This window comes from Marinovum sp. E3, from assembly GCF_055755275.1.
In genome coordinates, this window is the sequence record NZ_CM146908.1 from 3,516,901 (window position 1) to 3,540,865 (window position 23,965).

Here is a 23,965-nt window from a genome sequence, read left to right on the forward strand (position 1 = left end):
CTCCCTATGCAGCGCGGCGGGCGTTTTTCCCTACCAGTTCTTGGGCCAGGGCGCGGTAGGCCATCGCACCCTTGGAGTTCGTATCATATTCAAGCACCGGCACCGAATAGGACGGCGCTTCGCTGACGCGGACGTTGCGCGGGATCAGCGTCTGGAACACAAGATCGCCAAGGTTGTCGCGCGCGTCCATCTCGACCTGTTGCGAGAGGTTGTTGCGCGCATCATACATCGTCAGCACCACGCCTTCGATCCGCAGGCTCGGATTGGCGCTTTGCCGGACTTCGCGGATCGTCAGCATGAGCTGCGACAGACCTTCCAGCGCGAAGAATTCGCTTTGCAGCGGCACCAGAACGGAATGCGCGGCGACCATGGCATTGACAGTCAGCAGGTTGAGCGACGGCGGGCAATCGATCAGCACAAAATCGAAGCCGAATTGATCGATCGCGGTCTGGCGCAGGGCGTCATGCAGCAGAAAGCTGCGTTTTTCGTTGGAAATCAGCTCGATATCGGCAGAAGAGAGATCAACTGTCGCCGGGATGATCGCCAGCTTTTCCACCGCGGTCGGCCGGATCGCCTCGGACAGGGCAACATCTTCGAGCAGAAGCTCATAGGTTGTGAGATCGCGATCCTGCGGGACGACGCCGATACCGGTCGAGGCATTGCCCTGGGGATCAAGATCGACGATCAGGACATTGTAGCCCTGCTCCGCCAGGGCGGCGCCAAGGTTGATTGTGGTGGTTGTCTTGCCGACGCCGCCTTTCTGGTTGGCGACAGCGATGATTTTCGGGCCGATGGGACGGATCGGATCAGACACGGGAAATCTCTCTTATGCGTAGGATGACGGCGCCTTCTTGGGTACAGCTTTTAATCGCCTCACAGTGAAATGAAAATGACTTCTGCGCCTCGGCAACTTCGTTTTTCCAAGTGATGCCTTTGGGCAAGAGCGCGACCCCCTCCTGAGCGAGATGACGCTCGCAAAACCCAAGAAGCTGCGGCAGGGCCGCCAGAGCGCGAGCCGAGAGCACGGCGGCGGATTGCGGCTCGGTCGCTTCGATGCGCTCTGCGATCACCGTGCCGGTGGACCCGGTTTCGCGCAGGACCGTGCGCAGGAACGCCGCCTTGCGCTGATCGGATTCCACCAGCGTGACCGAAAACCCCGGACGCTGCGCCAGGGCAACCACCAAACCCGGAAGCCCACCACCGGAGCCGAGATCGACCCAGGCGCCGGTGAGACCCTCGGCCGCCTCGAAAACTTGAAGGGAATCGCGGATATGACGCTCCCAGACATCCTGCAACGTCCCGCGAGAGACCAGATTGATCTTCGGGTTCCACTTGTGCAGGAGCGCAACGTAGTGCTCCAACCGCTCGAATGTTTCACGTGAAACATTGAGGCTCGACGCCAGCGCAGGGTTCATGCGGACCTGCGCTGTTCGAATTTCCGCAGCCTGGCGAGCAGAAGGGTCAGCGCCGCCGGGGTCATTCCCTCGACGCGAGAGGCCTGAAGAATGTTTTCCGGCCGCGCGGCCACCAGCTTCGACTTCAGCTCATTCGACAGGCCTTCGACCGCATCATAAGAGAAATCCGCAGGAATCTGCATCTGCTCATCGCGTTTCAGCGCCTCGACATCCCGCCGCTGCCGTTCGACGTAATTGGCATATAGCGCGTCCCTGGACAGTTGTTCCGCAATATCTGGATCCATATCGCCGATTTCCGGCAAAAGCGGCGTCAGCTGAGCGATGGTTACATCCGGAAAGGCCAGCAATTGAAAGCCGGTGCGGCGCGCGCCATCATTGGTCAAACCGATCCCGGCAACCGCCGCCTCGCGCGGGGTGAAGGTGGCGGATTGCAGCAGATCGCGCCCCTTGTCCAGCTTTTCCGATTTCACTTCGAACGCGGCGCGCCGGGCGGCCCCGACGCAGCCGATATCGAGCCCGAGCGGCGTGAGTCTCTGATCGGCGTTGTCCGCCCGCAAGGACAGCCGGAATTCCGCGCGCGATGTGAACATGCGATAGGGCTCAGATACGCCGCGGGTGATAAGATCATCAATCATCACGCCGATATAGCTCTCGGACCGGCTCAGAAACACCGGCTCTTTGCCAAGCGCGAATGCTGCCGCATTCAGCCCGGCCACCAGCCCCTGGGCGGCGGCTTCTTCATATCCCGTGGTGCCATTGATCTGACCGGCGAGGAAAAAGCCCTCGACACCCTTCAACCCGAGCCGGGAATTCAGCGCCCGCGGATCGACGTAATCATATTCGATCGCATAGCCCGGTTGCAGGATCTCGACCTTCTCAAGCCCGGCGATGGAGCGCACATAGGCCTCTTGAACCTCGACCGGCAGGCTGGTCGAAATCCCGTTGGGATAGACCGTCTGACTGTCGAGCCCTTCGGGCTCGAGGAAAATCTGGTGGCTTTCCTTGTCGGCAAACCGCACGATCTTGTCTTCGATCGAGGGGCAATAGCGCGGGCCGATGCCATCGATATGGCCGCCGTACATGGCCGACCGATCGAGATTGTCGCGAATGATGTCATGCGTGCGTGCATTGGTATGGGTGATGCCACAGGGCACCTGGCGCAGATGCGGCGCCTTTGACAGAAAGGAAAACAGCACCGGATCTTCGTCGCCGGGTTGAATATCCAGACTGTCCCAGTCGATCGTCTTGGTATCGAGCCGCGGCGGCGTGCCGGTCTTGAGACGTCCGATGGGAAGTTCCATCGCATACAGCCGCTCGGCCAGTTTGTTCGAGGCCTCGTCGCCCATCCGGCCACCAGAGTACGAGACGTCGCCGATATGGATGACCCCGCGCAGAAAGGTGCCGGTGGTCAGGATCACCGCCTTGGCCGCCAACTCACTGCCGTCGGCCAGGGTGACGCCGCGCACGATCTCACCCGACATCACAAGATCGGTCACCTCGCCTTCGACAATCGTCAGCCCGGGGCAGGCCTGCATCTCGGCCAGCATCGTTTCGCGATAGACCTTGCGATCCACCTGGGCCCGAGGCCCCTGCACCGCCGGGCCCTTCCGCCTGTTGAGCAGCCGGAACTGAATGCCGGCCCGATCCGCGATGCGCCCGATCACACCGTCAAGGGCATCGACTTCGCGCACAAGATGCCCCTTGCCGAGCCCGCCGACCGCCGGATTGCAGGAGAGCACGCCAATACCCTCCGCCTTCAGTGTCACAAGAGCCGTCTCGGCCCCCATGCGGGCGGCAGCATGCGCCGCATCACATCCGGCATGGCCGCCGCCCACTACGATGACGTCAAAATGTTTCACGTGAAACACTCCTATTTACCGACGCAAAACCGCGAGAAGATTTCATCCAAAAGGTCCTCGACGTCGACCCTGCCCAAGAGGCTGCTCAACGCTCGAATCGCGATGCGCAATTCCTCTGCCGCTATATCATAGCCGTCCGGTCCATTTCGAACCCAAACCTTGGCCGTCGAAAGATGCGAGAGCGACCGCTCCATCCCCTGCCGATGCCGCAGATGCGTGGCCAACCCGGCCTCTGCGCTGCGCTCCGTCAACACCGAAGCCACTCGATCCACAAGATGATCCAGGCCCTCCCCAGAAATCGCGGAGATCCTGTGATCTCCCACTTGATGTAGATCCGCCTTGGAATACGCCAGGATATCACCCGGCCGCACCTCTAGCTCCGGTGTATCACCCGGCGCCAGAAGGAACAGCCGCAAATCCGCCGTCTCCGCCCTGCCCCGTGCCAGAGCCACGCCAAGCGCCTCGATCCTGTCTTCGGTCTCGCGCAGACCGGCGGTGTCGAGCAGTGTCACCGGCAATCCGCGCAGATCCATCCGCACCTCGATCACGTCGCGCGTGGTGCCGGCAATCTCCGAGGTTATCGCCGCCTCGCGTCCGGCCAGCGCGTTCAGCAGGGTCGATTTTCCGACATTCGGCTTGCCGACAATGGCAACCTCGAAACCGCTGCGGATCCGCTCGGAGACCGCCACGCCCTCAACCTGGCGGGTGATGCTGGTTTCGACCCCGGCCAGAAGCGCATCGACTTCGGGCGAGACATCGACGGGCACTTCCTCGTCGGCGAAATCGATTGTCGCCTCCAGAAGCGCCGCAGCCCGCACCAGATCCTCGCGCCACCGCGCCACCAGTTTTCCGAGATCGCCGGAGAGCACCCGCAGGGCCTGCCGCCGTTGCGCCTCGGTCTCGGCATCGATCAGATCGGCCAGCCCCTCGGTCTGCGCCAGATCGAGACATTCGTTCTCGAAGGCGCGGCGGGTGAATTCCCCGGCTTCGGCCAGCCGCAGGCCATCGACGCCGCCCAATTCGGCCAGGATCTTGCGCACCACGGCCACCGATCCATGGACCTGCAATTCGACGACATCCTCGCCGGTAAAGCTCGCGCCTTCGGCAAAACACAGCACAAGCGCCTCGTCGATCCGCACGCCGGCGCCATCGCGCAACAGCCGCAGCCCGGCCTGCCGCAATCCGGGCAAAGTGCCACAAAGCAAGCGGCCCGCGGCAAATGCCTGCGGGCCGGAAATCCGAATGACCGAAACACCGGCCTTCCCCTGGGCCGAGGCCAGGGCAAAGATCGTGTCCATATCTGCCTCCGGCTCAGGTGTTCATGGAATCGAAGAATTCCGAATTGGTCTTGGTCTGCTTCAGCTTCGACAGCAGGAATTCCACCGCATCCGTCGTCCCCATCGGGTTGAGGATCCGCCGCAGCACGAAGGTCTTCTGAAGATCGAGTTTCTCGATCAGCAGGTCCTCTTTGCGGGTGCCGGATTTCAGGATGTCGATCGCCGGGAAGACGCGTTTGTCCGCCACCTTGCGGTCGAGCACGATCTCGGAGTTGCCGGTGCCCTTGAATTCTTCAAAGATCACCTCGTCCATCCGGCTGCCGGTGTCGATCAGCGCGGTCGAGATGATGGTCAGCGAGCCGCCCTCTTCGATGTTGCGCGCGGCACCAAAGAAGCGTTTCGGCCGTTGCAGCGCGTTGGCGTCGACACCGCCGGTCAGCACCTTGCCGGAGGACGGTACGACGGTGTTGTAGGCGCGGCCGAGGCGGGTGATGGAATCGAGCAGGATCACCACGTCGCGCTTGTGTTCGACCAGCCGTTTGGCCTTTTCGATCACCATTTCCGACACCGCCACGTGGCGCTGAGCCGGTTCGTCAAAGGTCGAGGAGATCACCTCGCCCTTGACCGAACGCTGCATGTCGGTCACCTCTTCCGGCCGCTCGTCGATCAGCAGGACGATCAGATAGCATTCCGGATGGTTCTTTTCGATGCTGCTGGCGATGTTCTGCAACAGCACGGTCTTGCCGGTCCGCGGCGGCGCCACGATCAGCGAACGCTGGCCCTTGCCGATCGGCGCAACCAGATCGATCACCCGGGCCGAACGGTCCTTGATGGTCGGATCCTCGATCTCCATCTTCAGCCGCTCGTCGGGATAGAGCGGCGTCAGGTTGTCAAAGGCGATCTTGTGTTTCGCCCGCTCGGGATCTTCAAAGTTGATCGCGGTGACATTCACCAGCGCGAAATAGCGTTCATTGTCATCCGGGGCCGAGATCTCGCCTTCGATGGAATCGCCGGTGCGCAGCGAGAATTTGCGGATCATCGTCGGAGAGACATAGATGTCGTCCGGCCCCGGCAGATAGTTGGCTTCCGGCGAGCGTAGGAAGCCGAACCCGTCTTGCAGCACCTCGAGCACGCCATCGCCGGACACCTTCCAGCCTTCGTCCGCGCGTTCGCGCAGGATCTGGAACATGATCTCGCCCTTGCGCATGGTCGAGGCGTTCTCGATCTCGAGCTCTTCTGCCATCGCAAGAAGGTCTTTGGGGCTTTTCGCCTTGAGATCGGCAAGGTTCAGGTGGTCTTCTGTCATGGCAAATCCGGGGCCTGCGCCGGTGTCGGCGCCATGGCATCGTCTGAAAGGGAAAATCGCATACCGGACGGTATGGAGCCCCTAGGTAGCTTTGAGCGGCCCTAGAGTCAATCGCCCTCGCTCGAGACGCGCGTCAGGCGCTTGTCCCCAGGCTGGCTCCGGTGCGGCTCCTCTCCCAAGAAATTAAAGAAAGAAGGTTTGATGTGGTGTGTAGGGCGTGGCTTTTCTGTGGATTACGCTGTCATCCAAGCATTTATCAACACTGTGCAGGACTGTGGTCCCAGGGGGTGGAGAACTTCTTGAAAGATGGAAAAAAATCGTGAAAAAATCGTTTTTTATCATCGACTTGTGTCCAAAAAGTTAACGGCCAATCTTGGGGATAACCGGCGGGACAGGCGTGGCGGCGTTCCGGCTCTTCACAGCCCGGCACTTGTCCTTTTCCCTCTGTGTCCGCTTGCCGGTCAATCCGGTGAAAATCGCCCGGATCCGGCGCCGGAACGCTCGACCTCGGAATCCCACACATGTATTCCTCCTGTCATCCGCCGCCCTTCCACGGAGTCATCCACATGCCGAAACCGCTCGTTCTGGCCTCAGGGTCCGAGATCCGCGCCGAAATGCTGCGCCGCGCCGGGCTCTCGGTCGCGGTGATGCCGGCAAGGCTGGATGAGGATTCGGTGAAACAGGGGATGCTGGCCGAAGACGCCGCGCCGCGCGACATCGCCGACCTTCTGGCCGAGATGAAGGCCGCCAAGGTCGCCGGCAAACGCCCCGATGCGCTGGTTCTGGGCTGCGATCAGGTTCTGGATTTCGAGGGCGCGCTGCTGTCCAAGCCCGAATCCCCGGAAGCGGCGGTCGCGCAGCTCTCGGAAATGAGCGGCAAGCGGCACAAACTGCTCTCGGCCTGCGTCGCCTTTGACGACGGCAAACCGGTCTGGCGCCATGTCGGTGTTGTTACCCTGAGCATGCGGGTGCTGAGCCCAGACTATATAGAGGATTACGTCGCCCGGAACTGGCCGTCGATCCGCCATTCCGTGGGCGCCTACAAGCTCGAGGAGGAAGGCAGCCGCCTTTTCACCACGATCTCGGGCGATTATTTCACCGTACTTGGACTTCCGCTGCTGCCTCTGTTGAATTGGCTGGCGATTCGAGGAGAGATTGCGACATGACGGAAAACGTGCCGCTGGCGGGGGTGATCGGACATCCGATCCACCAATCGAAATCGCCACAGCTTCATGGCCACTGGCTGCGCCGCTACGGCATTCGCGGCCATTACATTCCGATGGACGTGGCGCCCGGCGATCTGGCCGATGTGATCCGGGTGCTGCCCCGCATGGGCTTTGTCGGCGTCAACGTGACGATCCCGCACAAGATCAACGTGCTCGACCTGGTCGACAGCATCACCGACCGCGCCACCATCATCGGCGCCGCCAATACGCTGATCGTGCGCCATGACGGCAAGATCATGGCGGACAACACCGATGGCTACGGGTTCATCGAGAATTTGCGCCAGAATGCGCCGGGCTGGGATCCCAAGGCCGGGCCGGCGGTTGTCTTTGGTGCCGGCGGCGCCTGTCGCGCCGTTGTCTCAGCCCTGCTCGACGCCGGGGTGGAAAAGGTGTTGTTGTCGAACCGCACCCGGATCAAGGCCGAACAGCTGCAATATGAATTCGGCAAGCGGGTTCAGGTGGTGGAATGGGTTCAGGCCGGCAATGTGCTCGAGGATGCGGGGCTTGTGGTCAACACCACCTCGCTCGGCATGACCGGCCAGCCGGAGCTGCGCGTGCCGCTCGACGGGTTGCAGCCCGGCACGGTGGTGACCGATCTGGTCTACAACCCGCTGCGCACGCATCTTCTGGCGGTGGCCGAAGACCGCGGCTGCCCGACCGTCGATGGCCTTGGCATGTTGCTGCATCAGGGTGTGCCGGGGTTCGAGCGCTGGTTCGGCCGTCGCCCCGAGGTGGACGCGGAGCTGCGGCGGGTCGTTCTGGGATGAGCTTTCGCCTCGGTCTGACCGGCTCGATCGGCATGGGCAAATCGACCACTGCGGCACTTTTTGCCGAACAGGGCTGCGCGGTCTGGGATGCCGATGCGGCGGTGCACAAGCTTTACGGCCCCGGCGGCGCGGCGGTGGCACCGATCGGTGCGCTCTGGCCCGAGGCGATTTCCGGCGGCGCGGTCGCTCGGCCGGCGTTGAAAGAGATCATCGCGCAGGACGCCGGCGCCCTACCCCGGATCGAGGCTATCGTGCATCCTCTGGTGGCGCAGGATCGGGCGGATTTCGGCCGTCAAAGCGTGGCGGAAATCACGGTTTTCGACATTCCGCTGCTCTACGAGACCGGCGGCACGGCACAGATGGATGCCGTTGTCTGTGTCTTCGTGGCGCCAGAGGTGCAACGGGCGCGGGTTCTGGCGCGCGGCACGATGACCGAGGCGCAATTTGCGCAGATCCTTGCCAATCAGATGCCAATCGCGGAAAAGCGCCGCCGCGCGGATTACGAGATCGAGACCGATACCCTGAGCCATGCCCGCGCGCAGGTTCAGGAGGTGCTGAGGGATATCAAAGTGAGGCTGGCCGATGCGTGAGATCGTTCTGGACACCGAAACCACCGGGTTCGACCCCGAAACCGGCGACCGCATCGTCGAGATCGGCGCCGTCGAGCTCTATAACCACATGCCCACGGGCCGCACCTACCACCAATACATCAACCCCGAGCGCGGCATGCCGCAAGAGGCCTTCGAGGTGCACGGTCTGGGCGACGAATTTCTGGCCGGCCAGCCGGTGTTCAAGCTGATTGCGCAGGATTTCCTCGATTTTGTCGCCGATGACGCCAAACTGGTAATCCACAACGCCAGCTTCGACATGAAATTCCTCAATGCCGAGCTGCGCTGGCTCAATCTGCCGCAGATCGCCATGGATCGCGCCATCGACACCGTTGCCATGGCGCGCAAGAAATTTCCCGGCTCGCCGGCCTCGCTCGATGCGCTGTGCCGGCGGTTCAGCATCGACAATTCCGCGCGAACGCTGCACGGCGCGCTGCTCGACAGCGAAATCCTGGCCGAGGTCTATCTGGAACTGATCGGCGGACGGCAGCCCGGGCTGGTGCTGGCCAGTGTGGAAAAGACCAATGTCGCCAGCGGCGGCGGGGTCTGGAAGCCGCATCCCCGGCCAACCCCCCTGCCCGCGCGGCTGACAGAAGAAGAGCGCGCCGCCCATGCCGCCTTGGTCGAGGGCATGGGCGAAAACGCGCTCTGGAACCGGTATTGACGCGGCAGGCCGGGCTGCTGCCCGGCCGCGGTCTCATGCGTCGGGTGTGGCTTTCGCCTGGGCCTGCTGTGCGGCCTGGCGGCGCATAATTTCGTTGCGATAAAGTGCAACAAAATCAATCGTTTCCAGATTGAGCGGCGGGAAGCCGCCATCGCGGGTCACATCCGAGACGATGCGGCGCGCGAAGGGGAAGATCATTCGCGGACATTCGATCAGCAAATAGGGATGCAGCTGATCCTCGGGCACGTTCTCGATCTGGAAGACACCTGCGTAATCCATTTCCAGCAGGAAGAGCACGTCGCTGGTGGCCTTGGATTTCGAGGTGATCTTGAGCTTGAGCGCGACTTCGAACTGGTTGTCCTGCTGCCGTTTCTTGGCATCGAGGTTCACTTCGACCTGGATGTCGGGCTGCACCTCGCCGGTGGTGCCCTTTTGCGACAGGATGTTTTCGAACGACAGGTCACGCACATATTGCGCCAGCACGTTCATCTTGGGCTGCTGCGCCTGCTGCTGTTGTTGCGGCTGCGCGGCTGCGCCGTTCTCGGTTTCGTTTTCGGCCATGGATTGTCTCCCCAAATGCGTTTGAGGTGCTTTACCAGCCCGGCCCTACAGGCTCAATGGCTGCTCCATCCCGAAGGGCCGCCGGGCTTGCCGTTTTCCTCGGAAACCTCGGAATAATCGCCGTCGATCACCGTGTCGCGTGGCTGCGGCCGGCGCGGATCAGGGCGCTGGCCCATTTCGAAACGCTGCACCTTCACCCGTTTGCTGATGAAGTCAAAGACAACCGCCCGCACCGGCGGCATCAGCAGCGCAAAGCCCAGCGCATCGGTGAAAAACCCCGGGGTCAGCAGCAAGGCGCCGGAAAACAGGATCATCGCGCCATCGGCCAGCGGTTTTGTGGGGTTCTGCAATTCGGAAAACGATCGCTGGAGGTTGGCAATCGCATGCCGCCCTTGCTGGCGCACCATGATTGTGCCGAGGATCGCGGTCAGGATCACGATGGCCAGCGTCGGCCACAGACCGATCGCGCCACCAACCTGAATGAACAGCGCAATCTCGATCAACGGAACGAGAAGAAAGGCCAGCAGAAGATACATGTAGCGATACCCCGAAGGTGAAAGATGGTGTGGTGGACTTGCACCCACCTTGGCCTTACATAAGTGCAACAGCATCCGCTTTCAAAGTGTGTCACTCATGAGGTTCTGATGAATTCGCCCCTGCTCCAGCTTCTTGTCCTTGCTGGGATTGCCGTATTTCTCATTCTGCGGCTCAAATCCGTGCTGGGCACGCGAGACGGCTATGAAGAGCCGCCGGTGCCTCGTGGGGGTGCGTCACAAGACGCCAAACGCGATTTCGAAGTGATCGAAGGCGGGCCGGACCACGATATCACCGATCATGTCCCCGAAGGTTCTTCGGCGGCGCGGGCGCTGACCGAGATGAAGCGGGTCGAACCGTCGTTCAACGTGTCGGAATTCATGGGTGGCGCGCGCGGCGCCTATGAGATGATCCTGATGGGCTTCGAACGCGGCGATCTGGCCGAGATCAAGCCGTTCCTCGCCGAGGATGTCTATGAAACCTTTGCCGAAGTCGTCGAGGCGCGCGAAGAACAGGGGCTGACCATCGAGGCCGAGTTCGTCGGCGTGCGCGAGCTGACGCTTCAGGATGCGACCTTTGACAAGGCGACCGACCGGGCCGAGATCACCATGAAATTCATCGGTGAGCTGACCCAGGTGGTGCGCGACAATTCCGGCGAGATCATCGAAGGCAGCCAGACCCAGGTCAAGAAACAGAAAGACATCTGGACCTTTGCCCGCAACATGGGCGCCGACGACCCGAACTGGGTGCTCGTGGCAACGGATGAGTGAGCCGGTGCCATGCGGAGGTTGCTGTCTCTTCTCGGCTTGATCGGCCTGACGATGGGCAGCTCTCCCGCCTCTTCTGAGATCTCTTATCAGGTTCTGTCCTTCGACCAGCTCGATGGCTGGGACAAGGACGACCACGATGCGGCGCTGCGCGTCTTTCGCAACACCTGCATCGACATGTATGGCCCGGACTGGAATGCGCTCTGTGCCCTGGCGCATGACATGGACGACGGGCGCGCCTTTTTCGAGCTGATGTTCCGGCCGGTGCTGATGGAAGACGGCCAGGAGATGCTCTTTACCGGCTATTTCGAACCCGAACTCGAAGGGTCCCGCTATCCCGGCGGGCGATTCCGTTGGCCTGTCTACCGCATGCCCGGCGAGGCGCAAAATCGCCCCTGGCTGTCACGGCGCGAAATCCTGACCTCCGGTGTGATGGATGGTCGCGGGCTCGAGATCGCCTGGGTCGATGATCCGGTCGAACTGTTTTTCCTGCAAATCCAGGGTTCAGGCCGCATCCGTCTGGATGACGGATCGGTGGTGCGGGTGGGTTATGCCGGCAAGAACGGCCATGAATACCGTTCGGTCGGGCAAGAGCTGGTGCGGCGCGGTGTCTATCAGTCGCATCAGGTCTCGGCCCAGGTCATCAAGAACTGGGTGCGGCGCAATCCGGTCGATGGCCAGGAGCTTTTGTTTCACAACCCGTCTTACGTCTTTTTCCGCGAAGTCTCGGAAGTGCCGGCCGAATTGGGGCCTCTTGGGGCGATGAACCGGTCGATCACGCCGATGCGCTCGGTGGCCGTCGACCCGGATATCGTGCGGCTGGGCTCGCCGGTCTGGATCGAAAAGGATGGCAAGGGGCCGATGCGGCGGCTGATGATCGCCCAGGACACCGGATCGGCGATCAAGGGCGCGCAGCGGGCCGATATCTTTGTCGGCACCGGCGACGAGGCCGGACGCAGGGCCGGGCGTCTGCGCGATCCGGGGCGGATGGTGGTGTTGATGCCGATCCAGCGGGCCTATGCCCTGCTGCCGGAATCGGTGCAATGACCCGCAAGCGCAAGCTGCGACCGGAAGAAGCGGAGCTTTGGGGTCAGGTTGCACGTTCGACCACGCCGCTCGATCGGGCGCGCGGGCTCGACAGCACCCGTCCTGCCCCGAAAAAGCCCGAACCGGCGCCGAAAGAGGCCAAACCCCGGATCGAGCCGTTCCGGGTCGGCCAGAACGCCCGCGCCACGCCCGCCGGAAATGCGCTGGCGCCGTCGATCTCGGCTTCGCTGGCGGCCGATCCGCTGGCGATGGACAAGAAGGCCTTTACCCGGCTCAAGCGCGGCAAGCTCAAGCCCGAAGCTCGGATCGATCTGCACGGCATGACGCTCGAGCGTGCGCATCCGGCGCTGGTGGGCTTCATCCAGCGCGCCTCGGCTCGGGACATGCGGCTGGTTCTGGTGATCACCGGCAAAGGCAAGACGCGGCCCGACGACGGCCCGATCCCGCAACGCCGCGGCGTGTTGCGCCATCAGGTGCCGCAATGGCTGCGGATGGCGCCGCTGGGGCCGCTGGTGCTGCAAATCAGCGAGGCGCATATCCGCCATGGCGGCGGCGGCGCCTATTACGTCTATCTCAGACGGCGACGCTGAGCCCCGGCCGCGCCTGCGTCACGCCGATGGCCATCATCGCGCTGGCAAAGACGAAATACCCGGCAACGCCCAGGTATTGCGCCTCTATCCCGACACCGGCGTCGATCAGGACACCGGTCAGCCCCGGCCCCAGCGCCGAGCCCAGCACCATGACCGCCGCCGCCATCGCCTTGATCGATCCCAGATGCGCGGTGCCGTAGAATTCGGCCCAGAACGCATTGGGCAGGGTCATGTTGGCGCCGGTGGACAAGGCCAGAAAGAAAAAGCCGAACAGCGCCGAGGCCGGGCTTGTGGCATAGGCGAAGAACACGAAAGCCGCGACCATCGGCACCTGGTAAAACGGCATCAGCCGCGCGGTGCCGAGCTTGTCGAGCAGCCAGCCCGAGACAATCATCGCGCCGACGCTGATCGCGGTATAGACCGGAAACAGCGCCACCAGATCGAGATGCGCCCAGCCCTTGACCTCGGCGTAATGCACCTGCTGGAAAAAGAACGCGGTGTTGAAGGCCGGCGGCCCCAGAAGCGCCGGCACCATGAACCAGAACAGCCGATGCCGCAGCGCCTCGCCCCGGGTCCATTGCCGCGCCTGCATGCCGGTGGATTGTTCGCTTGTGGCAAGGCTTTGCGGGGTACGTTCGCGGCGCAGGAGCAGCAGGAGCAGCGGAATGCCGGCGGCAGCGATCATCGCCGCGACGAGCCAGAGCAGACGCCAGTCGAACATTCCGAGCAGGGCGACAAAGACAATCGGCAGCAGCGCCTCGCCAAAGGAGAACCCGAGCGCGGCGATCGACAACGCCCTGCCCCGCATCGCCACGAACCAGCGCGCCATGGCGACCGCCGAGATATGGCTGGTCATGCCTTGCCCGGTCAGCCGCAGCGCAAAGATCACCAGTGGCAGCAGCCAGACGGTGGAAAACGCCATCGACAGGCAGGCCAGCGCCAGAAGCACCAGCACGCCCGAGCCCAGGACGCGGGCGCGAAACCGGTCGGTCAGACCGCCGGCCCAGACCATGACGGCGGCCGACAGCGTGGTGCCGAGCGAATAGATCCCGCCCCAGGCGCCATGGGACAGGCCGAATTCGGCGCGGATTTCACCGGCAAAGACCGAGATGAAGAAGGTCTGGCCGAAACTGGAAAGAAAGGCCAGAAGCGCCCCGGCGGCCAGCCAGGGAGCATTTTGCAACAGAAAGGATCGTTCACGCACAGCGATGGCTCCTTGCCGCACGGGACCCGTGCGGGAGCCGGTGCTTGAGGTTCAGTTTGACAGAGTCTGAGTGGTCGTGGTCACATCCGACGCCGTTCCGAGCGCGGCACCGAAGAGCGAGAGCACGGTGCGCACCGCAACGACAGGCGATTCAGTGGCCAACACGGTATCGTTAGGGTTTATCAGGAAATTTCGCGCCGCAAACAACCCGTCGGCCGTCGTCAGATCGAGCGAAAAGATCACGTGCTGGCGTTTCGGGCCATTGGCCGGCTCGAGCACGATGTGCCGCGCGGCATATTCCCGCAGGATCAGCACGCCCTTGGGGTTTGCCCGCTGGTCGTTGATGCCGCCCATGAGCGAGACGGCTTCAAGCGCGGTGACATATTCCTTGGGGAAATAGATCAGCTCTTCCGAGCCGGAGGCACCGAGGGCGCTGAAGGCGCGTTCGTCCTGTTGCACGATCACCTTGTCATTGCCGTGCAGCCGGGTGTTCTTGGACGGGCTGTCGAACAGGTCCTTGGCGGGGATCGAATAATTGGATGCGCCCCGGTTGAGCGTGATGATCGGATTGCGCAGAGCCGGGTTGATGCCGCCGGCGGTGGCCAGGATGCTCAGGATCGAGGTGTTGCGATCGGGCAGCGGATAATTGCCCGGGCTGGCGACGCCACCGACCACGCTGACCGCATGGGCCACGCCGGGCGCGGCGGTGAGCTGCACCTGTGCGTCAGGGGCGATGGCCACAAGCGAGTCCTGAATGCGGGCGCGGGCGCCATCGGCGGTCAGGCCATTGACCACCACGTTGCCGACATAGGGGATAAAGAGCGCGCCGCTGGGCGAGACAACCAGCCCTTCCATCACCGCGATGTTCGAACCGGCCTGGGTGATCAGCGAATTGACCTGGCTGTCCCAGATCTGGATGTTCACCTGATCACCGGGCCGCAGCACCTGGCTTTGCGGGCCGCGGCTGGCCGCGATCCAGTGGAAACTGCCGCTCCAGCCGGTGACCGGCCATTTCGAGATCAGGGCAGCGTTGAGCCGGGTGACGGGCACAAGATCGAACGGGGCGCCTTCGGATTTGGTCTGGCGGGTGACCTCGCGTTCGAGCGCGGCCCCGCGCGGCAGCGGACCGCAGGCCGCGACACCCAGAAGCAATGCAACAATGAAAAAGCGCAATACCTTGTGCACGTAGACGTCCCCCGAACATCGATGCTTGTTATCGTCAGCTTTCTAGCGACACTTTAGGGTGATAAACAGTCCGTGAATTCAAGAAAATCAACGGTTCGCCAACGTGTCAGGCTGCAAGCAGAAGAAAAAAGTCCTCGTCCTCGGCGCGACCGGGCGCGTGGCGCGGCTGCTGCGGCGGCAGCTTGACGTGAAGCCGATTGAAAACACGGAGTTTTTCTGGATATCCCGGCGAATGGTGCCGGGCGTCGATCAGGTTTTCGAAGTGGGCGACGATGTTGACTATTTGCCACAGTGCAATGCCGTTCTTGCACTGTGGGGCGCTGTATCTGGGGGCGAAGAGGCGCTGAACGGCAATATCTCGCTTGCCTGCGAGGCACAGCGCATCGCCCGCGCCTGTGGCGCCGACCGGGTTCTGCATGCCTCTTCGGCGGCGGTCTATGCGCCCTCGCTCTCGCCGATCGACGAGACCGCGGAATGCGCGCCTCGCAATGCCTATGGCGCCGCGAAATTGCGGATGGAACAGGCCTTGCTGGGGGCCGAGCCCAAGGCCGTCTGCCTGCGCATCGGCAATGTGGCCGGGGCGGATGGATTGCTGTCGGCGATCGCCGACAACCCGTCGGTGACGTTGATCCGGTTTCCCGACGGGCGCGGCCCGGTGCGCAGCTATTTGCAGCTTGCGACCATGGCGCATGTGGTCGATGGGCTGGTGCGGCTCCCGGTCTCCGGCATGCCCGATATCCTGAACGTGGCCGGGACCGCGCCGGTGGCGATGGAAGAGCTGGTGCGGGCCACTGGCTGCGGATTGGACTGGCGACCGGCGCCACGGGGCGCGCTGCCGGTGATGGCGCTGGATGTCGGGCGGCTGACCTCGCTGATGACGCTGGACCCGCCCAGCACCGATGCCGCCGAAATCGTCGGCGAATGGCGCAGGATCGGACAAATGCCATGACCCCGCAGAAACGTCTCCTCGATCTGGTCAGCGCGCTTTTCCTGCTGATCGTGCTCAGCCCGTTGATCCTGGGCGTTGCGCTGGCGATCCTGATACAGGATGGCCGGCCCGTGCTGTACCTGTCCGAGCGGATGAAATCGCCGACCGAGCCGTTCCGGCTGTTCAAGTTTCGAACGATGACGGTTTCCGGCGCCGATTCCGGTGTGTCCGGCGGCGACAAGAGCCGGCGGATCACGCCGATCGGCCGGTTTCTGCGCGCCAAGCGCCTGGACGAGCTGCCGCAATTGTTCAACGTTCTGAAAGGCGATCTGAGCTTTGTCGGCCCGCGTCCGCCGCTGCGGATGTATGTCGAACGGTTTCCCGAGGTCTATGCCGAGGTGCTGAGTTGCCGTCCCGGTATCACCGGTCTGGCGACGCTGGTCTATCACCGGCACGAAGCGCGCATTCTGGAAGATTGCGCCACCTCGGCCGAAACCGACGCTGCCTATTCCCGCCGCTGCGTGCCGCAAAAGGCGCGGCTGGACATGATCTATGCCCGCCGGCAGAGCGTCTGTTTCGACCTGCGGCTGATGTTCGCGACGGTGTTTCGCAGGATCAGCCTGCACAAGGGCCGGTCCCGCGGTGCCTGAGCTGCGATTGGCGGGAATCCGCCGGTCGGGCCGCCCTTGGGGCGGGATCCGCGGGCAGAGTGGCGCCAGCGAAATCAACGATATATCCTGTCACGGTTATTATGCTAACCACGGGTCGGCGCGGAACCCGCTGGTAAAGAATTACGAAGACGGAATTTTTCCGGAGGTCGATTGATGCTGTACAGTCTTTTGGTTCGGATGAGCCGGGGCCAGAAGGGCTTCGTCATCGCCAGCATCGACCTCGCGCTGATCGTGTTTTCCTTTGTCGGCGCCAATTCTCTTCTGATCGGCCGGATGCCCACGTTGCAGGTTCTGCGGGCCAGCCTGCCCTATCTTTCGGTGATGCTCCCGGTCGGTCTTGCGGTCATCCTTTACCTCGGATTGCACCGGAAAAAGCTCATCACCTATGAGCTCAAGGGCGTTTTGCAGTCCGGTTTCATGGCAGTGACGGTAGGTCTTTCGGGTGTCGCCACCAGCATTGCCATCGGCACCTACATCTCGGTGCAGCTTTTTGTCATCGCGTCGATGATCCTGCTGATCGCGTCCGCGGGGCTCAGGCTCTTGCTGCGCGAGTTGGTGGTGCGGGCCTATCTGCGCGGCAAGGCGCTGAAGCGGGTGCTGATCTACGGCGCCGGGCGCACCGGACAACAGCTCGCCTCGGCGCTCTATTCCGACATCGAATTGCAGCTGCACGGTTTTATCGACGACAATCCCGGAACCCACGGGATGACCGTCTCGGGCTTCAAGGTCTATTCCCCGAACAAGATCGAATCACTTGTCGAAAAGCTGCGGATCGACCGGATCATCCTGGCCATGCCCGCCGCCAGCGAGGCTGACAAGGCGCGCATCGCCCGCCGCCTCAGCCATCTGGCCTGCGAAGTTCACATCATGCCGTCGTTTGCGCAGATGCTGCTGGATCACGGCAACCGCACCAGCACCAAGCCGCTGGATTTTTCCAAGCTGCTGGGGCGCAACCATCTCGAGGCGGAATTGCCGGGGGTGAGCGATGCCTATGAGGGCAAATGCGTGCTGGTCACCGGGGCCGGCGGGTCGATCGGCTCCGAGCTGAGCCGGCAGATCGCCATGTGCCAGCCCGCCAAGCTGATCTTGCTCGATCATTCCGAGCTGCTGCTCTACAAGATCCAGCGCAAATTGAACGCCTTTCAGAACGATGTCGAGATCGTGCCGGTCCTCGGGTCGATCTGCGAGCCGGGCCTTGTCGATCGGATCTTTGCAGAGAACGAGATCGACGTGGTGCTGCATGCCGCCGCCTACAAGCATCTGCCGCTGCTCGAGCTCAACACCATCGAGGGTTTGCGCAACAATGTGATCGGAACCAAGGTCGTGGCCGATGCCGCCCGCCGCCACGGGGCCGAACGCTTTATCCTGATCTCCAGCGACAAGGCGGTGCGGCCGAAAAGCGTGCTGGGCGTGTCGAAACGGCTGGCCGAGATGCTGGTGCAGGATCTCGCCACGCGTCCGGGACGCACGATGTATTCGATGGTGCGCTTCGGCAATGTGCTGGGCTCCTCCGGTTCGGTCATCCCGTTGTTCGAGGATCAGATTGCCAACGGCGGCCCGGTGACGGTGACCCATACCGATGTGACACGATATTTCATGACGGTAAGCGAAGCGGTGCGGCTGGTGTTGCTGGCAGGGTCTTTCGCGCGCGGTGGAGATGTCTTCGTGCTCGACATGGGCAAGCCGATCTCGATCTGGCAGGTGGCGCGCAAGTTGATCGAGAACGCCGGCTATACCGTGCGCGATGCCGCCAATCCCGATGGCGATATCGAGATCCTGTTCACCGGGCTGCGCCCCGGCGAGAAACTCTGCGAAGAGCTGCTGATCGGCACCGACATGCTGACCACGCCGCACCCCAAGATCCTGCGCGCCCAGGAAACCCACCTGTCGGAACTGGAAATGGCCAATGTCCTGCAAGAGCTGCGCCGCGCCGTCGAAACCCACGACACCGAGGCCGCGAGCCTGATTGCCGACCGCTGGGTTGAACACGAAGGCAAGAGCGTTCGGGACAAGACCGCCACCGAAGGAAGCCTCGGCGCGGGCTGACCCGGCGCCGGGCGTGTGACTTTTCCGTCAGAACCGAAGCTGTTGCAGCTTGGCCATGCCGAGCCGATTGCCGAACCATTGCTCCGACCGGACGATCCGGCCCCGGCCATCGACGTGATATTTGTTGTTGAAGATGAACCAGGTGTCGTTTTCACGACAGGTTTCGATCATCGCCGTGGTGCCTTTGACGCTGGCCGATGGCCCATCAACCTGCACCTCGCAGGTAAAGCGGTAGCGCACGGTGATATCTTCGCCATTGAGAAAGCGCATCTCGCGCGCGATCGTGCCGGCGCGACGATCGGCGATGAGGCTGGGCAGGGCGCCAAAACTCACCGACATCAGATCGCCACCAAGGCCGCGGCTGCCGCGGGCCAGACCGTTCTGCAAGCTCACGGTCTGGCGCGAGGCGGTGGCATAGGTGTCGACCGGGCCGTTGGCGCCGATCTTGGCGATCAGCGCGTTGGATTCGATGCGCGGAAAATCGATCAGTACCAGCGGTTGCGTCGCTTGCGCCGCCGCCTGGCTGGCCTGTTCCGCGGTGACCCGGGTCGGGCCTGCGCTTTGCTGTCCGGTTAGCTTGCTGCTCAGGGTGTTGCGCACCAGGGTACCGGTGTCGCTGCCCACCTTTTCGCCGCCGGAACAGGCCGCCAGAAGGGTGGCGCAGCCAAGCGCCACCAGCGTGCCAAGACCAAGGCGGCGGGAGTGTTTTTGCACCTCTGTCACGCTCATCTCCAGAACTTGCCCCAGCTCTTGGCCATTTCGGGCTGGTGATAATCACGCACCTGCTCATAGAGCCGTCCATCGACCTTGAGCCGTGCGCCCCCGTCGCGGGTGAGCGACTGGATCGCGAAGGTGCTGCGCTCGGTCGAGGGCTGTGCCGACACCGCACCCAGCGGAATGGTGATGCGGATGCCCTTGTCGAAGGAACCTTCGCCGAAATCTTCGAATTTCGTGTCCGTCACCGTGGCATAGGCGCCGACGCGCCAGCCGTTCACGAACTCGCGGTCAAGGGTGACGGTGGCGCCCAGATCGCCGGCCAGATAGCTGCCGACGTCAAGCTGGCCGTGAAAGCCGTTGCCGAAATCGTAGTAGGCCGAGACATGGCCGTTGAAATCGGGGATCGTGCCGGTGCGGGTCTCGGACGAGCGCAGGCCGAAGAGCTGATCGAAATCGCGCGGTTTGACGTAGTTCAGCTCGACGCCCAGGGCGAGACGGCTGTCGACCGGTTTCCACAGCATCTCGCCGGAGACCCCGGCATACATGTCTTCGAGATAGCCGGCGGTGACGCGGCTGTAGACGTTGGGCGCGACGCGGCCGTAATGCGCCAGCGTCAGCTGCTCGATCGCCGGGTCGCCTTCCTTGGCGTAGCGGGCCTTTTCCGTCCGCACCAGCGGCAGCGCATCGTCGTCCTGACGATCGATGTCGGTGAGGTTGCCCGCCAGGCGCTTGGTGACCGAGCCCGAAAGCACCAGGTTGGCGGTGGGCCGATAGCTTGCCTTGGCACGCACCCCGAAATCGCCGCGCAGCGGGCTCTCGGGGTCGAAGAACGAGAACTCGGTATAAGGCGAGATCGCCCAGCCAAAGCGCGGATATTCGTCATCAAACGCCGAGGGCGCCCGGCCGAACCCGTCAGAAATGGCGGTGCGGGCCAGGATTTCGGCGTTGTCGCGGTGTTCCAGCGCCTCGAGATCCGAACGCTGGAGGGTTACCGCGGACAGTGCCATGCCGTTGACGACCGGCACGATCACAAAACTCTCGATCGAGGCGGGCAACACCCGGGTCATGGCGCGGGCGGTGCGTCCGATGGCCTGCGGAACCTGGCCATACCGCGGGTTGCGCAGGCGGACCACGGCGCGGCGCGGCTCGAGCTTGAGCCCCTCGAGCACGAGGCCGTCATTCGTCATCGCGGTATTGAGCGCGCTGCGATAGTCCGAGGTGTCGGCGGTGACCCAGCCCAAATCGCTGGCGGCCCCGGGCGCACGTGGTGACACCGGGACAGGCGCGCTTTCGGCGCCACCGGGAACGGCGGCGTCCTTGGGATTGGTGTGGACGGTGACCTGCGCGCCGATGGTATTGCCATAAAGATGGTAGAGCGAGAGCTGCGCGCCATTGTCAAAACGGTAGTCGACGCCGAAATTCCACGGCGAATCGTCGTCATGCTCGCCCCGGGTCCGCTCGCTTTCGTAGGTGTCCGAGGAATATTCCGCCGAAAAGGCCAGCCGCTCGGTCAGCGCGTAGCTCATCCCGGCAAAACCCGCCACATCGCCCCGGAACCACCGGTCATAGGTTGGCAGCCCGCCTTCGCCCAGCAGCTCTTCGGGCCGATTGCCGGTTTCGGCAAAGGGGTTGCGAGAGCCGAGGCGGCCCCAGCCGACGCCGCCGGTCACATCGAGACCGGGGATGATTTCCTTGGTGGCCACCAGATATTCGCCGCCGTAAAGCCCGGTGCCGATGAAATCCTGAAGCCCGACAACGACGCCGGGCAGGAGATCGCCCTCGTCGAGAAGCTGGTAGCGCAGGTCGAAGCTGCGGTCATAGAACACCCCGTCGACCGAGCCGGCGGCCGAGAAATCCGAGATCCGCGAATAGCGGAACGAACCCGACAGCCGCGGCGTGATCTGAAAGCTGAGGGTCCCACGGCCCTGTGTGCCGCCGCCACCGATCGTCGTCGAGAGCGTGGCATCGGGCGCGACCCGCGCGGTCGGCATGTCGATCAGGCCGGGCAGGCCGTAGAGGTTGTAGGATGGAATGCCCTCGGCGGTGGCGGTGGGTGCGGCAAGCGCCGTCAGGCCCGCCAGCGTCGCGGCGACGCTTCCCCGCAGGGTGGCTTTCAACGAATTTGGCATGAAATCGCCCCGTCCCAATAGTCTTGCCTTCGTGATAGGCGGCAATGGCCCGCAAGTCCATGAGGGCAGGGGCGATTGCTGGCGGTTGTGACAAAATACGAACGCTTGCGCCCCGGCGCCGGCAAACCCCGCGAATTGTAGACGTTAAGTCAGCGGTAACACCTGCTCTGCTATTCCTGTCCCCGGGTGAAACAGGGTGGTGAGACCATGAGTGCTGACGGAAACGTCGCGCCGGTCATCATCAAAAGGAAAAAGGTTGTTGGCGGGGACGGGCACCATGGCGGTGCCTGGAAGGTCGCCTACGCGGATTTCGTGACCGCGATGATGGCATTTTTCCTTTTGATGTGGCTGTTGAACGCGACAACGGAAAAACAACGCAAGGGGCTGGCGGATTACTTTGCGCCGACCATTCCGATCAACCGGGTGTCGGGCGGCGGCAGCGGCGCCTTTGGCGGCGACAGCGTGTTCTCGGAAGAGACCCTGCCACAGAACGGCACCGGCGCCTCGAACAAACATCCGACGAATGGCGACAAGGCGCGCGGCGACACCGGCATCGATCCCTCTGGCGAGAACGCCGGCGACACGGCTTTCGAAGCGCAGGTCAACACCATCAAGGAGGCGCTTTACGGAAGGGGCGGCGAAAGCATGGTGGCCGAAAACGCGCTCAGGCACGTCGTGATGAAGACCACCGACGAGGGCCTGGTGCTCGAGCTTTTCGAGCTGCCTGACAGCCGCTTGTTCGACGCGTTTGGCAATCCGACCGAGGTTCTGGCGGTGCTGGCCGATGCCCTGGCCGAGGCGGCAAGGACGGTGGACAACCCGCTGGCGATCGAGGGCCATGTGCCGACCAGCCCCATCGTGCTGCGCCGGAACCTGGCCTGGGACCGCTCGGTCCAGCGCGCGCAGTTGTTTCGCAACATGCTGGAATTCGAAGGGCTTCCGCCCGGAGATGTGGCGCGGGTGACCGGCCACGCCGACCGCGACCGCGTCGATGACAATCCGCTGGCACTGCGCAACAGCCGGCTCGAGGTGATCTTTCTCAGGCAGCAAAGCCCGTAGGATTTTAGCTGTTAGCGCGCTGTTAAGCCGGAGGCGTCTATCTGTTGCGTCAAGCAATCGATGCAGCAGAAAGGCGTGTCCATGACGATCTCTTCTTCCCTCAATGCCGGTGTGGCGGGGTTGGCCGCGAATGCCACGCGACTTGCCGGCATATCCGACAATATCGCCAACTCCTCGACCTATGGGTACAAACGGGTCGATACCGAGTTTCATTCGCTGGTGCTGACGCAATCCTCGCGCTCATATACCGCCGGCGGCGTGCGGACCAGCACGCAGCGGCTGATCGATCAGAGCGGCTCGCTGATCACCACGTCGAACCCGACCGATCTTGCCGTGCGGGGGCGGGGCATGCTGCCGGTGGCCACCGGCAGCGACGTGCGCACCAATGGCCCCGACGCCGAGATGCTGCTCACCACCACAGGTTCGTTCCGGCTGGACGAGGACGGTTATCTCAGCACGCCCTCCGGCCTGGTGGTGATGGGCTGGCCGGCCAGCGTCGACGGCACCATCCCCTCGTTTTCGCGCGATACCGCTGACGGGCTCGAGCCGATCCAGTTTTCCCAGAACCTGACCGGCGACCCGACAACCCAGGTCGACATGAATCTCAACCTGCCGGCCACTGCCACGCTGACCGGTGCCAATGGCGATCCCTACAGTCTCTCGGTCGAATATTACGACAACCTCGGCACGTCGCAGAGCATCAACATCACCTTCACCCCGACGGTGCCGGCCAGCGGCGCGTCGAACGAATGGACAGTGGTGATGTCGGATTCCGCCCAGGCCGGCGCGGTTGTCGGTGAATATACCATCACCTTTGACAACAGCCGCCAGACCGGCGGCACCATCGCCTCGGTCGTCGATATTTCCGGCGGCGCCTATGATCCGGTGACCGGGGTGATCCCGGTAACGGTCGCGGGTGGCCCGATCGACATCAACATCGGCGCCGTTGGCGACACCCGCGGCCTGTCGCAGCTCTCCGACAGTTTCGCGCCGATCTCGATCACCAAGGACGGCTCGCCGGTGGGCAACATGAACTCGGTCGAAGTCGATGAGAACGGCTATGTCCATGCCTTGTTCGACAGTGGCGTGACCCAGCTGCTCTATCAGATCCCGCTGGTCGACATGCCCAACCCCAATGGCTTGCAGGCGCTCGACCAGCAGACCTATCGCGTCTCGCCGGAAAGCGGCTCGTTCTTTCTCTGGGATTCCGGTGAAGGCCCGACCGGCGACATCAAGTCGTTTTCGCGGGAGGAATCCACCACCGATGTGGCGACCGAGCTGACTTCGATGATCCAGACCCAGCGGGCCTATTCGTCGAATGCCAAGGTCATTCAGACGGTGGATGAGATGCTTCAGGAAACCACCAATATCAAACGCTAAGGCGCTGTCGCCGGAACCGAGGTGA

Annotated in this window: 23 protein-coding genes; 12 read left to right on the forward strand and 11 right to left on the reverse strand. The window is 63.0% G+C overall.

Annotated features, from left to right (window positions below; all coding sequences use genetic code 11):
* Nucleotides 1-4: 4 nt before the first annotated feature.
* From AC0J5K_RS17160 to rho, 5 genes are read right to left on the reverse strand one after another with little or no spacing between them, the layout of a single operon-like run.
* Nucleotides 5-814 (reverse strand): ParA family protein, encoded by an 810-nt coding sequence (locus tag AC0J5K_RS17160; RefSeq protein ID WP_048533558.1) that lies wholly within the window; start codon nt 812-814, stop codon nt 5-7.
* Nucleotides 807-1,415 (reverse strand): 16S rRNA (guanine(527)-N(7))-methyltransferase RsmG, encoded by a 609-nt coding sequence (rsmG, locus tag AC0J5K_RS17165; RefSeq protein ID WP_074836507.1) that lies wholly within the window; start codon nt 1,413-1,415, stop codon nt 807-809. Before rsmG ends, AC0J5K_RS17160 begins: the two co-directional genes overlap by 8 nt.
* Nucleotides 1,412-3,274: a tRNA uridine-5-carboxymethylaminomethyl(34) synthesis enzyme MnmG gene (gene mnmG, locus AC0J5K_RS17170; RefSeq protein ID WP_274561943.1), complete on the reverse strand. Its 1,863-nt coding sequence runs from the start codon at nt 3,272-3,274 to the stop codon at nt 1,412-1,414. The genes rsmG and mnmG overlap by 4 nt, the downstream gene beginning before the upstream one ends.
* Before the next feature lie 11 nt (nt 3,275-3,285).
* Nucleotides 3,286-4,572, reverse strand: coding sequence for a tRNA uridine-5-carboxymethylaminomethyl(34) synthesis GTPase MnmE (gene mnmE / locus AC0J5K_RS17175; protein ID WP_048533560.1), 1,287 nt, complete (start codon nt 4,570-4,572; stop codon nt 3,286-3,288).
* A 13-nt stretch (nt 4,573-4,585) separates the two neighbouring features.
* Nucleotides 4,586-5,857: a transcription termination factor Rho gene (gene rho / locus AC0J5K_RS17180; RefSeq protein WP_048533561.1), complete on the reverse strand. Its 1,272-nt coding sequence runs from the start codon at nt 5,855-5,857 to the stop codon at nt 4,586-4,588.
* Between the two features lie 566 nt (nt 5,858-6,423).
* Between rho and AC0J5K_RS17185 the strand changes: the two genes are divergently transcribed.
* The 4 genes from AC0J5K_RS17185 to dnaQ are packed head-to-tail and all read left to right on the forward strand — an operon-like array spanning nt 6,424 to nt 9,122.
* A complete protein-coding gene (locus tag AC0J5K_RS17185; RefSeq protein ID WP_074836509.1) occupies nt 6,424-7,023 on the forward strand; it encodes a Maf family protein in 600 nt (199 codons plus the stop codon).
* The gene (locus AC0J5K_RS17190; protein ID WP_274561947.1) at nt 7,020-7,850 is read left to right on the forward strand and encodes a shikimate dehydrogenase; all 831 of its coding nucleotides are present in this window, start codon (nt 7,020-7,022) and stop codon (nt 7,848-7,850) included. The genes AC0J5K_RS17185 and AC0J5K_RS17190 overlap by 4 nt, the downstream gene beginning before the upstream one ends.
* Nucleotides 7,847-8,440, forward strand: coding sequence for a dephospho-CoA kinase (gene coaE, locus AC0J5K_RS17195; protein ID WP_074836511.1), 594 nt, complete (start codon nt 7,847-7,849; stop codon nt 8,438-8,440). The genes AC0J5K_RS17190 and coaE overlap by 4 nt, the downstream gene beginning before the upstream one ends.
* Nucleotides 8,433-9,122 carry a DNA polymerase III subunit epsilon gene (dnaQ, locus tag AC0J5K_RS17200; RefSeq protein ID WP_048533564.1) on the forward strand — a complete coding sequence of 230 codons (690 nt, stop codon included), beginning with the start codon at nt 8,433-8,435 and terminating at the stop codon, nt 9,120-9,122. The genes coaE and dnaQ overlap by 8 nt, the downstream gene beginning before the upstream one ends.
* A gap of 33 nt (nt 9,123-9,155) precedes the next feature.
* On the opposite strand, the gene secB is transcribed toward dnaQ, so the two are convergent.
* Together secB and AC0J5K_RS17210 are read right to left on the reverse strand one after the other, a co-directional pair.
* Nucleotides 9,156-9,683, reverse strand: a complete 528-nt coding sequence (secB, locus tag AC0J5K_RS17205; protein ID WP_048533565.1) for a protein-export chaperone SecB — start codon at nt 9,681-9,683, stop codon at nt 9,156-9,158.
* A gap of 53 nt (nt 9,684-9,736) precedes the next feature.
* The gene (locus AC0J5K_RS17210) at nt 9,737-10,219 is read right to left on the reverse strand and encodes an FxsA family protein (RefSeq protein WP_048533566.1); all 483 of its coding nucleotides are present in this window, start codon (nt 10,217-10,219) and stop codon (nt 9,737-9,739) included.
* Nucleotides 10,220-10,327: 108 nt separating this feature from the next.
* Here AC0J5K_RS17210 and AC0J5K_RS17215 point away from each other — a divergent pair, with 108 nt between their 5' ends.
* From AC0J5K_RS17215 to AC0J5K_RS17225, 3 genes are read left to right on the forward strand one after another with little or no spacing between them, the layout of a single operon-like run.
* Complete coding sequence (locus tag AC0J5K_RS17215; protein ID WP_274561948.1) at nt 10,328-10,987, forward strand: Tim44/TimA family putative adaptor protein; 660 nt, start codon at nt 10,328-10,330, stop codon at nt 10,985-10,987.
* A 9-nt stretch (nt 10,988-10,996) separates the two neighbouring features.
* Nucleotides 10,997-12,031, forward strand: coding sequence for a murein transglycosylase A (gene mltA / locus AC0J5K_RS17220; RefSeq protein ID WP_048533568.1), 1,035 nt, complete (start codon nt 10,997-10,999; stop codon nt 12,029-12,031).
* Entirely contained in the window at nt 12,028-12,621 is a 594-nt protein-coding gene (locus AC0J5K_RS17225) for a Smr/MutS family protein (RefSeq protein WP_274561949.1), read from the forward strand. The genes mltA and AC0J5K_RS17225 overlap by 4 nt, the downstream gene beginning before the upstream one ends.
* On the opposite strand, the gene AC0J5K_RS17230 is transcribed toward AC0J5K_RS17225, so the two are convergent.
* Both AC0J5K_RS17230 and AC0J5K_RS17235 read right to left on the reverse strand, forming a co-directional pair.
* Nucleotides 12,605-13,825 (reverse strand): MFS transporter, encoded by a 1,221-nt coding sequence (locus AC0J5K_RS17230; protein ID WP_274561950.1) that lies wholly within the window; start codon nt 13,823-13,825, stop codon nt 12,605-12,607. The two genes, AC0J5K_RS17225 and AC0J5K_RS17230, sit on opposite strands and share 17 nt — an antisense overlap.
* Nucleotides 13,826-13,876: 51 nt before the next feature.
* Nucleotides 13,877-15,010: a polysaccharide biosynthesis/export family protein gene (locus AC0J5K_RS17235; protein ID WP_274561951.1), complete on the reverse strand. Its 1,134-nt coding sequence runs from the start codon at nt 15,008-15,010 to the stop codon at nt 13,877-13,879.
* Between the two features lie 103 nt (nt 15,011-15,113).
* Here AC0J5K_RS17235 and AC0J5K_RS17240 point away from each other — a divergent pair, with 103 nt between their 5' ends.
* The 3 genes from AC0J5K_RS17240 to AC0J5K_RS17250 all read left to right on the forward strand — a co-directional run bounded on the left by AC0J5K_RS17240 (nt 15,114) and on the right by AC0J5K_RS17250 (nt 18,655).
* Complete coding sequence (locus AC0J5K_RS17240; protein WP_048533571.1) at nt 15,114-15,959, forward strand: NAD-dependent epimerase/dehydratase family protein; 846 nt, start codon at nt 15,114-15,116, stop codon at nt 15,957-15,959.
* Nucleotides 15,956-16,588, forward strand: coding sequence for a sugar transferase (locus tag AC0J5K_RS17245; protein ID WP_274561956.1), 633 nt, complete (start codon nt 15,956-15,958; stop codon nt 16,586-16,588). Before AC0J5K_RS17240 ends, AC0J5K_RS17245 begins: the two co-directional genes overlap by 4 nt.
* A 174-nt stretch (nt 16,589-16,762) precedes the next feature.
* On the forward strand, nt 16,763-18,655 hold the full coding sequence (locus AC0J5K_RS17250) for a nucleoside-diphosphate sugar epimerase/dehydratase (protein ID WP_048533573.1): 1,893 nt from the start codon (nt 16,763-16,765) through the stop codon (nt 18,653-18,655).
* A gap of 27 nt (nt 18,656-18,682) precedes the next feature.
* Here the strand turns inward: AC0J5K_RS17250 and AC0J5K_RS17255 are convergent, their stop codons facing one another.
* Entirely contained in the window at nt 18,683-19,378 is a 696-nt protein-coding gene (locus tag AC0J5K_RS17255) for a YjbF family lipoprotein (protein ID WP_274561957.1), read from the reverse strand.
* Between the two features lie 2 nt (nt 19,379-19,380).
* Nucleotides 19,381-21,501: a YjbH domain-containing protein gene (locus tag AC0J5K_RS17260; RefSeq protein WP_074836519.1), complete on the reverse strand. Its 2,121-nt coding sequence runs from the start codon at nt 21,499-21,501 to the stop codon at nt 19,381-19,383.
* 207 nt (nt 21,502-21,708) lie between these two features.
* On the opposite strand from AC0J5K_RS17260, the gene AC0J5K_RS17265 reads away from it, so the two are divergent.
* Both AC0J5K_RS17265 and AC0J5K_RS17270 read left to right on the forward strand, forming a co-directional pair.
* Nucleotides 21,709-22,560 (forward strand): flagellar motor protein MotB, encoded by an 852-nt coding sequence (locus tag AC0J5K_RS17265; RefSeq protein WP_274561958.1) that lies wholly within the window; start codon nt 21,709-21,711, stop codon nt 22,558-22,560.
* 81 nt (nt 22,561-22,641) lie between these two features.
* The gene (locus AC0J5K_RS17270) at nt 22,642-23,940 is read left to right on the forward strand and encodes a flagellar hook protein FlgE (RefSeq protein ID WP_170850535.1); all 1,299 of its coding nucleotides are present in this window, start codon (nt 22,642-22,644) and stop codon (nt 23,938-23,940) included.
* The last annotated feature ends 25 nt before the right edge of the window (nt 23,941-23,965 follow it).